At 59.3% G+C, this 11,017-nt stretch carries 7 protein-coding genes; 2 read left to right on the top strand and 5 right to left on the bottom strand.

Annotated features, from left to right (window positions below; translation table 11 throughout):
- Positions 1–1,434: 1,434 nt before the first annotated feature.
- Positions 1,435–4,194, bottom strand: coding sequence for a S8 family serine peptidase (locus tag BRA1253DRAFT_RS34105; RefSeq protein WP_007601843.1), 2,760 nt, complete (start codon positions 4,192–4,194; stop codon positions 1,435–1,437).
- Between the two features lie 752 nt (positions 4,195–4,946).
- On the opposite strand from BRA1253DRAFT_RS34105, the gene BRA1253DRAFT_RS46370 reads away from it, so the two are divergent.
- Positions 4,947–5,186, top strand: coding sequence for a hypothetical protein (locus BRA1253DRAFT_RS46370; protein WP_083870004.1), 240 nt, complete (start codon positions 4,947–4,949; stop codon positions 5,184–5,186).
- 959 nt (positions 5,187–6,145) lie between these two features.
- On the opposite strand, the gene BRA1253DRAFT_RS34115 is transcribed toward BRA1253DRAFT_RS46370, so the two are convergent.
- Both BRA1253DRAFT_RS34115 and BRA1253DRAFT_RS34125 read right to left on the bottom strand, forming a co-directional pair.
- Positions 6,146–6,400, bottom strand: coding sequence for a hypothetical protein (locus BRA1253DRAFT_RS34115; RefSeq protein ID WP_007601846.1), 255 nt, complete (start codon positions 6,398–6,400; stop codon positions 6,146–6,148).
- A gap of 2,214 nt (positions 6,401–8,614) precedes the next feature.
- Positions 8,615–8,833 (bottom strand): hypothetical protein, encoded by a 219-nt coding sequence (locus BRA1253DRAFT_RS34125; protein ID WP_007601849.1) that lies wholly within the window; start codon positions 8,831–8,833, stop codon positions 8,615–8,617.
- Positions 8,834–9,777: 944 nt separating this feature from the next.
- Here BRA1253DRAFT_RS34125 and BRA1253DRAFT_RS34130 point away from each other — a divergent pair.
- The gene (locus tag BRA1253DRAFT_RS34130; RefSeq protein ID WP_007601850.1) at positions 9,778–9,990 is read left to right on the top strand and encodes a hypothetical protein; all 213 of its coding nucleotides are present in this window, start codon (positions 9,778–9,780) and stop codon (positions 9,988–9,990) included.
- Positions 9,991–10,258: 268 nt separating this feature from the next.
- Here the strand turns inward: BRA1253DRAFT_RS34130 and BRA1253DRAFT_RS34135 are convergent, their stop codons facing one another.
- Entirely contained in the window at positions 10,259–10,591 is a 333-nt protein-coding gene (locus BRA1253DRAFT_RS34135; RefSeq protein WP_007601852.1) for a hypothetical protein, read from the bottom strand.
- Between the two features lie 145 nt (positions 10,592–10,736).
- Positions 10,737–11,017, bottom strand: a 281-nt coding sequence (locus tag BRA1253DRAFT_RS34140) for an NYN domain-containing protein (protein WP_007601861.1), incomplete at its 5' end; no start/stop codon positions are given.

Below are 11,017 nucleotides of genomic sequence, written 5' to 3' on the forward strand. Positions count from 1 at the left end.
CATCATCGAAAAACGCCGCCAAGTGCTCGCTGCGACGATGAAGCCGAAAACCGAGGAGTCCGACGAGCTCTAACGGTTAACTGGAAAGATCAGCGCGCTGCGGCCTACCGCGTAGGGTTACTCAATGGTCAACCAAAGCCGTTTGAATGACGCGGATGAAAAGCGCGACGCTGTTGGTCGTTGGCTTCGTGTCTGCTGGCGTTTGGTAGCAGGGCGCCGCCATAGGTCAGACCTTAGTCGCTCCGCCGCTTCCGCTCGCTCCGCCATCGAGCGAACGGGAGCCGGCACTCCGGCCACCCCTAAGAATGCCTGGCCGACAACGGCGGCGGCCAAAGTATCGTCGCCACCGGCGCCGGCCAAGAATCCAAGGCCTTCGGCGAAGACCAATGGCGGGCCGTCATCGCGGACCGACGCTCTCCGGCCGGCAGCGTCGAACAAGGTTTTGTCTACACCATTGATCGGCGCGCCTGCGTCGGTCCTCAGCCCAGCCGGGGACTACGATGGCTTTAGCGTCGGCACGGTTGACGATAGTAAAACGTCAGGTTACGCGGCGCGAACCATGAAGTCCCGCGCAGCAAGACCTTCCTAGCCCAATTCGGGGGCAGACAACATCGCGGCACAGCACCTGGTTGAGCAAGTAGATGAGGTATTGCAGCGCAAGCTTACGATCTGCCGCGGCTGCAGGTAGGTAGTCGGCAATGACGGCAGGCGCTGTTGACCAATGCAAGCGCTTGTTGATTCTCGCATGGACCTATTGTCGGATGAAAACTATGGCATGTGGAGGTCGCGGAGCAACGTAAAAGCGTGCCTCACAGGCGAGGCATTCCAAGTGCTCCGCAATGTCAACCCGCAATCCAGATAACATCTTTTTTGACCAGCAATCCGGGCATTCTCTCTGGTTCAATGCGTCAAGAGCATCTGCGACAGTCATTTCGAGCTCGTGAAACTGGCGGCATCAGACACCGAAAGAGCGACTGATGTGTTTCGCCATCACGATAGCAACGTCCGTATAGCGGCCGTTCGACCAGAACTGATCGCAAACCAGCAAAAAGAACAGCGCACTAAGCGAAATCAGAATTCCCTTGCACATAGCGGACTTGTCCCTTGATGAGACTGCCAACCGAGCAGGTATGAACTGAGAGAGACGATATGCTTCTGAAGTCGCAGTTGCGACGATCTGCAATGATTCAGGCTGGCAAGAAGCCGTTACTAATCCGTTAACTGACGGATCCGAAAATCTCTGCGGAAGGTCGGCCTCTGGTCCGAAGCTGCTGATCTCGGAGAGGTCCGCTATTCGGGCTATCGTCTCGAACCCTCGCGTGCTCTCCCCTGGAGTCAACAACTATTCATTCGTGAGTCGGGCGACCGTGAACTCTGAGCTGAGAGCAAAGTGTGAATGTCTCAGGCGACTTGGTCAAACTCAGTCCTGGGTGCTCAAGGTGTAACAGTCACGCTCTTGAAGACGGTGCCGCCATTGTTGGACCGGCCGCTGAAGCGGACGGTCTGCGGGCCTCGCGAGGTGGCACTGAATTTCCAGATGGCGGAGCGCGTATCGGCCTCCGTTACAGTGCCAAGTGTGAGGCTGGCCGCATTTGAAAAATCCATCGCCACGCCATCCTCGCGGGTGGTCGAGACCCCGAGCAGGCTTAGACCGCTAGACCCCGCCGCCGCTGACACCTGAACCCCATATGCCTCGTAACTCGGGTTGAAAATGGTTGTCTTGATTGTGAAGGTCGAGCCGATCGCGGGAGACGTTGTGCTCGGCGTAGCCGTCATCGAAATCGCAGGCGTTGGATCGCCGCGAATGATTTTAGCTGCGATTGCCACCGGCAAGCCAAATGAGGGAGCTCTCCAGTTGATTGCTTTGAGCCGGAGAACGCCAGGAGGCGGATTGTCGATGATGAGATATTCGACGTTGTCGATATTAGACTGCGAGGCCCAGCCACCACATTGTCCAACTGCGTCCGGCGTGCAACTGGCGCCGGGATCGGCCCACAGGTCAACATCGTATGTCACCGCCTGTGATGCCCCTGCGCTCGCTTCGGGCTCGTCCCAAGTAAGCACAGCGACGACCCGCTTGGTACCCCGAGGCACGTCGATGTCGAAGAAGCCCCAAGACTTGTCGGTGATTGTCATCCACGCCCAATGGCCGCTCCAGCCGTTGGGGTCGAGGCGCGCCCAATGCGATTGATAATCGGAGACGCGTCCGAGCCCAAAATCATTGCGTCCGCCACCGGTGTTGTTCGCCGGACTGACCTCGTCCGAATGCAGCGTAGCGGAAGCCATGAGATGGGCACGCAGCAAGTGCGGTCGATCTCTGAAATCAGGATAGTGCTCCAGCAACGTCGTCGCGATGCCACTGACATGTGGCGTTGCCATGCTGCATCCGCTCTTATCCACATAACCATCCGTCGTTCCCGCCTGCGCGGAGGTCACGACAGCACCTGTTGCAACGAGGTCTGGCTTCATCCGATTATCGCCGGTCGGGCCGCGGCTGCTGCTGCCGGACAGTTCGCCAACCAAGCTCGATCCCGCGTCCTGCACGTTTCCGACCGTAAGAGCATTCTTGGCCACGCCGGGAGACCAGATCGATTGTGCGCCCGGGCCGTTATTGCCGGAGCACACGATGTAGGCCTGGCGTGTTTCCCAGACGCGGGCGTCGAGCTTGCGCGATTCGGAATCGGTTCCAGTCTGTCCCGATCCGCTCGCCCCACCGCTCAGATTGATGACAGAGGGGCGTGGCGCGTCGCAGCTGGTCGGGTCCGCCATGTAGTCGATTGCGTCCCGCAACCAAGAGTTTTGTCCAGTGTTGGTCGATTTCCAGATCTTTCCAACCCGGATGCGCTCACGCGAACCGACCGCAGTTGCGACGCCCCGGAACCGCGCTTTCGCAGCCCCAGTTCCGGAGATGGTTGCGAGGACGTGAGTGCCATGGCCATTCTGATCATTCCAAACGCCCGCAGCGTCGCTCGTGAAATTAATCCCGCAACCGTTCTTGTTGAGGTCTTGGTGCATGGTTGCCGCCGCGCTTCCCAACATGGCGCCGGTGTCGAGTAAGCCCAACACAGTTCCGGCACCCAGGAAGCCGGACGCTCGGATGTAATCGACGCCATTCGTAGCCATGCTCTGATCGTGTCCGCCGCCGCTGCGACGCTCGATTTCGATGAACAGGATGAAATCCAAACCGGAAAGAATGCGGATCTGTTCGGGTGTTGCGAGAGCCTCATAGCTCCGCAACACCGGGTCGTAGCGACCGACCTCCGCACCCGTAGCTTGGACCCGTTCGGCGAACGAAGTTTTGGGATCAGTTTCAAACAGGCTGATGACAATTGGAAATCGAACCACCTCGGCCCCGAAACGCTCGATGGCAGATCTCAGCTCCGGCGCTAATTTTTGGTCGGGCAAGGGGTAAGCCAGTGATCTAAACCCGGGCAATCTGGCAATACCCTCCAACGCCTGGGCTTGCAGGGGGACGCGGACCTTGAGTGCTGTCCCATGCAGCCCGAGCGATGCGACCCCGAACTCGCTCATCAGCGTGCGCTCCGTGGCCGCGTCCGGCAGGAAATCCATCAGCAGAAAGGCATAGGTCTCAGTCCGCTCCCCTGCGGCTAAATCCGATCGTATGCGCGGGTCGATCCCGGTGGCCGGTGTCGTCGTCCCTCCCGAGAACCCAAGCCGATAGGCCTCAAACGATCGGACATCCGACGCGCCGCGCGAAGGATAATTGGCCGGAGGCTTCGGGCGATCCTTTGGCGCAGAGAGCGGCCTGTTGGGCGCCTCCGTTTGGACTGTTGTCGCCTCAGTGCCCCGATGCGGAAGTGCATCGCGCGGCGGCTTGCGATCGACAGGGGGAACCAACCGATCCGCCACTGATTCGTCAGACTTGGTCGGCCCGAAGTCGCGGCGTTTGGTGTCATCCGCGCTCGTCGCACTAGGTAGCCCAACGCCCGCCCGGCGCAATCCGAAGTTTTTGACCCCGTCCTGGACGGCCTCGAGCGAAAGGGGGGCGCCCTCGTCGTCTCGATTGATGCGCATAGTGCTATTTTGGCCGCTCGACGCGCCTTCCGCGGGAGCAACGGTCTGCGCAGACGCAAGCGCGACAGGCGCAGCAACCAGTAAGGTCGCAACGAGTGTTCTCAACGGCACTGAACGACAGCAATAGGTTAAACGCTTGGGTAAGAAGGTTTCGTTCATTGGCTTCCTCCAAATGAACATTCTTACGCGGCGACTTTGATCCGACACCTGAATCGTCGGAATGGCACACACAAGCCGGCAGAATCAAATCTGCTTCGCGCGAACATCACGACGCGGTCGCGCTCGATCTTTTGCGTTGAGCATCCTGGCAAATCAATAAATGAATCCTAACAGCACAACGGAAGATTATGCAGTGATTTAGTTCACAAGATTGCTAATTCGATTCAAAATAGACAAGCTCGTGAAATCCAATCGGCCCGTCCTTCCATAACAACACATACGCAGGCCTGCAGGCCCAGCGCCGGCGTGGGCGTTTTGAGCCCAGGTCACCTATCTGAGCAGTGCCCGATACTGCGGCACTGCCATTGCTACGGCCTTACCAGCGCCGCCTCATCGGAAACGCGCCACGCTGCGACGCCAAAACACAGCGTAAGCATCAACGTGGTCAGCAATAGCAGGACTGAGAAAAAGTGGCTCACACGCGTCTCCGCAACAGAACGTCCCTGTACGGGCGCAGGTGGATGGTTCGAAAAATACAGCTGCGCTGACCTGGCTTCCTTTTCCACAGGTTGTAAAATGCTAGATCAACAGCTTTGAACAGCGGAGCGCATCGTCGATCGGTTCGCGCGGGGCCGGGCAACTTCGCGCCGCGCTGATCGTAGCTAAGCGTCACGGCAGGAGTTATGATCTTTCCTTCTCGCTCCGGTCATTCGCTTTCAAGGAGTCTGGCAGTGATAAAAATCTTACAAGGAATGCTCCTCGCGACCTCGGTTCTCACTGCTGCTAGTGCGGCGCACGCAGCGGGTGGCTGTGGCGAGGGCTGTCACAGGACAACCGGTGGCGCATGTGTCGTTGACGGCTGGGGCACGGGAGCCAAGGTTCGGAACGAATGCCCGGCGACCTCTCGCCCCCGTCCACCCTGCGGCGGCGGGGATTTCATCTGGGACCGCACCAAACAGGCGTGCTTTCAAAATAACCGCAGCTGGTTCTGATCTTAGTGCGTTGCCCCAGCGCCGGTGCGAACGAGTTCAGACAGGAGCAGCTTGGCCGTCATTTCTGGCGGCACCCCTCCCACGTGGGTTGCCTTACTTCCAAGCGCCGACTGCAGGTACACGATGGAGTTCTGGACGAAATATGTCCCGTGATGCGCAACACCGTCGATTGTGACCGTTAGGGTGCGAACTACAGCAGGCCTTCCCCTGTGAAGCCTCGCTCACGGCAGTCCTTTAAAGCTCACGCACTAAGTGCATGATTCAGGCTGGCGTAAAAACTTAAACCAGCGTGTCACTCTCTGAGGCGTTACTCGCGGCAGGCCCGGCGCACCGTGGCAGTCCTGCGTGGACTAGAGAACGATCGAGGGGCCGCCAGTAAGGCGGCCTCTTTCGCCGGTTCACGCTGGCCGGCCTAGCACTCCCGGCGCTCAAATCCGCAATTGGATGGGCAGCCGAGAGCATTAGGGGCGGGAAAGCAAGCCGTGCCATGTTCGCTCTAATGTGACAAGGCGCCACCGGTAGTTGTCCGGAGTCCATTTTCGGAACGGGGTGTTCTACTGTCGGAACACCGGCGAGATTTGAGACCAAGTTATTTGTAGTTGCCCGGGATGGCCGCAGTGGGGCTGGAACCACGCTGCGGCCTTTCCCTTGAGTGCACCTGAGGGGCAATGTTTTCTGCGGGGGGATTTGTGAGCATCCAAAGCATCGGGGCGACTATCTCGGAGCGCGAGCTGGCAGCGCGCGGCGTGCAATCATTGCGGCATTCCGATTGCATGGAGATCGTTGAAAATCTCCTCGTTCGCTTGAAGGCCCTGGACCAGGAATTGGCCGCACGAAACAAGAGCCAAGCTAAGCTCGAACGCGAGACGATCCCGGCTTGGGGGCCTGAGGGTTGATGCGGGGGCCGCTCCGCCAGCTCGAGGAAGAGAGCTAGCGAGACAGCAAGCCGGGCAGTGATGCTAGGTTCCTACGGCTTTCAGCAGCCGCACGTAGGTACCGCTCTCGTGCAGCTCCAGCCAGCCCTTCTCGACAGCGCGCCTGATGCCGGCGCCGAACTCCGCGCCGCTTCCCTGGAGCGTGTAGAGGGAGGAGTAGTTGATCTTCTCGATATGGATTCTGCCGTCCTGTATCGCCTCGATGCCCGAAGCCAGCTGGACGAGCTGGCGGCCTGCGGCTTTTGGATCTGCAAAAGGGCGTTCGGTGTCGTGCTTCATCGCTGGAATCAAAACCTCAAGCCTATGCTTGGCCTGACTTGCCCGCTGCTGTCATGCCAGTTCGGGACGATATGCACAGATCCTGCGGCGCCGCGGTCTGAGCAGACCAGGCGCAAGCCGACGCGCGACCACGGCTGATCCTGCGGGAGTGTCTCGAGCCGCACGTCCACCTTGCGATCGCAACAGCCGTTCAAGTATTCGATGTTGCAGGTCACATGGCGTCAGCCAGCCATTCCGCAGGACTGTGGGGCGGATAGTGGCCGGACCATTTCGTGTGCCGAGGAGCGCGCCTGCCGCCAGCAAAGCTGGCATCTTAGGTATCTCGCAAATTATCGATTCCTGGTGGCTCGGAACGCGCGAGCGACCGCTTGTTTTAGGTGGGGAAAAGTCGCCTGAACGTCCGCCGCGTCACGCTCGCAGGCGCTCCCCTGAGCCGACAAACGAAGATGAAGCCGCCGGGCAAACAATACCTTGTCCCGGCGGCCTGATATCCGTCCAGCCCCGGGAGAGGATTAGCAAAAATCCCGGATACTGATCAGTATAGGCGCGCGGTGTGGGGGTTCAGTTCGCTTTTAGAAAATATACCCCAAAGCCCGCCGGCTCACGCCAGCATTGCCATGCTACAATCCAAGGGCAGTCGAGGGTCTTTCTGCTCGCATTGATTGAGAGCGATGCCGAGGCAGGTGCCACTATTTTCTTGTAGCGATTTGATCGACGGCAGGTAGGAGTGCGCAGAATGATTAGGCCGCTTCCATTGCTCTGGCTTTGGTCGGAGGCGCTGCACAGGCTCAGCAGGGCGCGCCTCGCAACCCTCAGAAATTGGAAAAATGCCAGTAGCTTGCTACCGAACGTGGTTTTTCGAGTGCGGGCGAAAGAGGAGAGGGACAAGGTCGCGCAAAGCGGGAGTTCGTGATCTCCTGCATGCATGGGAAGCAAAGCTGACCAGGCGCTTTGTCGAGCGGCCATTTTCGGCCCGCCGGTCACGCTGGCGGCCATACGGCGAAGGCCGCAGCGGGTGGTTAAATCGCTGCGGCCCCGCGTGGTCAAATGAAGCCGGGTCAAAAGGACCAAGTGAAATATGCAGCCAGCCCCGGTGCAGAAAATTCTGCCCCAGCTTGGTCTCGTTGACAAATACAATTCGGTGGAACCGAAATCCTTGCAGTGGGCATTTTGTTCCAAGAACGGAACGATATTGCTATTCTCCCGCGAACCGGAGCTTGGCGCGTGCGAAACCACCAACCTAAGCAGTGGGACCGAGGGCGAGGTACAGACGCTGATCAAAATGATCAAGGGAGGGTCGAGATCGCGACCGAGCTTGGGAGGTATATCGCGTCCGTCAAACGTGTGGCCGCGGGTATGGCCTTTTGCTGCGAAGCGCAAGGAGCGCTGCACAAAGACGCAGACGTATCAGCCGCTTGTAGAATCGCACTATTCTGACTCAGCCAAACCTTACGGGGAAAGCAGGGAATGGTTAGGCCCGGCGCATCATACCGGACTAGGACGCGTCGGGCCGCGACTCCGCAATCGCGCACAACTACGGAAGGCACGTGGCAATAGCGAGAACGATATCGGCGCCGAAGTCTCCGGAATAAACCGAAATCAGAAATCCCGCGGCCAGAGCAGCTACAATCACTTTGAGTGTCAGCATTTGACATCTCCACTTAAGTCGCGCGGACAAAAGTCGGCTCGGTCTTTTTCCAGGGTGCTTCGCGGGTCCAGCAGACAGTTTCATTCACTGAGTTGTTATCCCGGGCGTGCCGCGGTCCAGCCTAGCGGCCCTCAAGCCAACCAGCCCCTGCCGGTGCACTCGACCGGGGCTGCGCAGGTGGATGGCGGGAGGCTCAGATGTGAGGTGTCGCCCACCGCCGACGTCCGGCCGCTGGCGAAGCGATGCATATTCCGAGGATGAGAAACATTGCGAGCACGCGCATTTTGGATTCTTCTGACCAGGACCCTTTAGCTCTTTGCTATCTCACGTGCATTTTCTCGACGATCGAATAGAGCAGCATGAAGATCGGCAAGAAGACGAAGAACCAAACGGCCTCCGGTTCGACCCGGGAAAATTCGCGGTTGGGATCTGTTTCAGTGCCGAACGGCACAGGTGCCACAGGCGGCTTTGGACGCCTGCGTTTCACCGCTCGGCTTAGCAGCCGTCGAGTCGCTGGTTCGTCGGACGGCGGATCGCTTGCGCGTCGGCTCTGGTTCGTCACGACTTTAGACCGCGAACATCAGCGGGTATTTGCGGACCAGTTCGAGGTCAACGTAGCCGGCGGCATTGATCCACTCGTGGGGACAGTAAACGAGCGAGCCAGGGTCGAGCTCTAGGCCATCCCGTTTTATTGCCTCGCGCGTCCCCAGTCGGCCGGCCCATTGTCTCCGTCCGTCTGGATCAGGGCGCATCGCGTCGAACACGGCGGTGTCGTTGTTCGTCATCGCAATTCCACAGGTGTTGAAACCAATCTTTACGAAATGACCTCAGCTTGACGCCGGTGTTCTCGCCGACAAGTGACATTCGCTTTTGCAGTTGCTCACCTCAAGCCCGCATCGGTCGTGCTGACCGTCTTCCCTGTCTCACTCTCGCCGTTGCAGGTTGCCGAAAGGGAGTTCGGCGAAGGGTGATCCAGAATTGACAGGTGCGGCCGGACCAGCCTCGGCACCCGCGGGCTGGAAGGTTGGCTAGCTGTCTGCTCCTCAGGGTGGGTGGGCCGCCAGCATTGGATCGCTCTCTTCGTCGCGTCAGCGCTTCTAGTGGCTTTAGGAGGAAGCCCACCACCCGTCGGGGAATGGCTCCAGCAAAGTCCAATCGACTTGGTTGTCGTTGTCAGGGGGCCTGAGAGCTCCTGCATTCCGGCTTAGTGGCGCGTGGCGACGGAGGCGAACAGACAAAGCGCCCGGTTCACGACGTCGAACGCGGCACGACGGAGGATGTGTCAAGCGTAATGGGGGCACGCCGCGGGCGCTTCGCTCAGCTTCTTCGACCAGATCTCGAAGATCTTCCAATTCTGAGAGCTGAGAAGTGAGTTCGCTAAGTCGTTCGGCGTAAAGGATTGCGCGAGAGCCTCGCATAAATGTCCTCCCCAGCACAAAAAAAAGCACTATCAGGATGGCGTCAGAGCAAAAAGCGCGAGTAGCAAAAGTGGAACACTACCATCGGTAAATAGCGGATTTCAACACGTCAGGCTAAGTGGCCAGCCTCAGGACTGCGTCCACTCCGATGCCAACCCGTCAACGATCGTGACCTATTTTGCCGAAAGCTGGGTTGGGCCCTGCAGTCAAAAGGGGGCAGGGTGTAGAAGCCAGCGTGGAAGTTGCGCCAGCCTCTCGGCTTGCATTAAGTTCATCCGATTGGATCCGAATTGTTTTTGTGGAGTAGCGTCGTGTCGAGTGCGATTGAGTTGATTGTGGACGGCTACGCGAGTCTGAAAGACCGCCAGTCGCTTGAGGAGCTGAGGATGCACCGCCGGCGCCTTGCCGGAGACCTGAAAGCCTGGGCCGGCTTTGACTGCAGGTTGTCGATTGCGCAGATCGAGCAGGACATCGAGGCAATCGAGGCGGGCCTGGAGACGTTGTCGGGGCCGGTCGGCGGTTAAGCTAAGGCGCCATCCGATGGCGGCGAGCGCGCAGGGAGGGCAAGTGCTGCGATCTTTCGTCAGGCTGCCCTCATGGTGGTTTGGTCATGTTCGTCCGCGCTCTGCCTGACGTCTGAGAAGATCATCGCTAAGCTTCGCGCCGCAGGCTACTCGCAGATCCAAGGAGGTGCCGACCGGAAAGATCAAGACCTACAAGGCCGTCAAGGAAAGCACCGCGCGCTCGCTAATCGTCGACAGCACCGGCCACATCGCAGAGGTGGCGAGATAGCTAGACGGGCAGACGAAGCCAAACGTCTTTACTGGACAGCGTGCCGGTTGGCGTCGCAATCTCCATATCGACGACGCGAAACGAGCCATGACTTTCGTAAACGTAGCGAAGGTGCCAGACCGGACCGAGTTCCGGCGAAAGGGCGAAGTCGTCCAACGCACGTGCGATGTTGTGAACGGCATCGCGTCGCCCGATCGGTGCGGAGAACATCGTCTCTATCAGCGCGGCCAGGCTCATGCCGCCGACCAGCATGGCTCGTGCAGCTTCGTCGCCGTGAGAAAGCCGGAGGGCGGTCAGGATCACGGCAATAGCGTCGGGGTTCTTCAGAGTCACAGCAGGTTCGCCTCGCCAGCAAAAACATAATGCCGGATGCCGCCCTTTTCATGCAAGCGACAACGAGCCGACGCCAACATATCTCAAGCGACAAACATGCCCACCGCGAGCCGCGCTTGCGGCATGCGGGCGCCGCCTTCAGGGTCTAGTCGTGTGGGTCATTTCCCTTCGGCTCCTGCAAGAATTTTGGCATGTGTCCACGCGCTTCACGATCACGCGGGGCGGGGCGTTCGGACGGGTCGCGGCCGAGTTTGGACTGCAGCTCGACGAGGTCGGTGAAGACGTCGGCCTGGCGGCGCAGCTCGTCGGCGATCATCGGCGGCTGGCTCGCGATCGTGGAAATCACGGTGACCCGCACGCCGCGGCGCTGAACGGCCTCGACCAGGGAGCGGAAGTCGCCGTCACCCGAGAACAGCACCATCTGGT

This window comes from Bradyrhizobium sp. WSM1253 (assembly GCF_000244935.1).
GTDB classification, from domain to species: Bacteria; Pseudomonadota; Alphaproteobacteria; order Rhizobiales; family Xanthobacteraceae; genus Bradyrhizobium; species Bradyrhizobium canariense.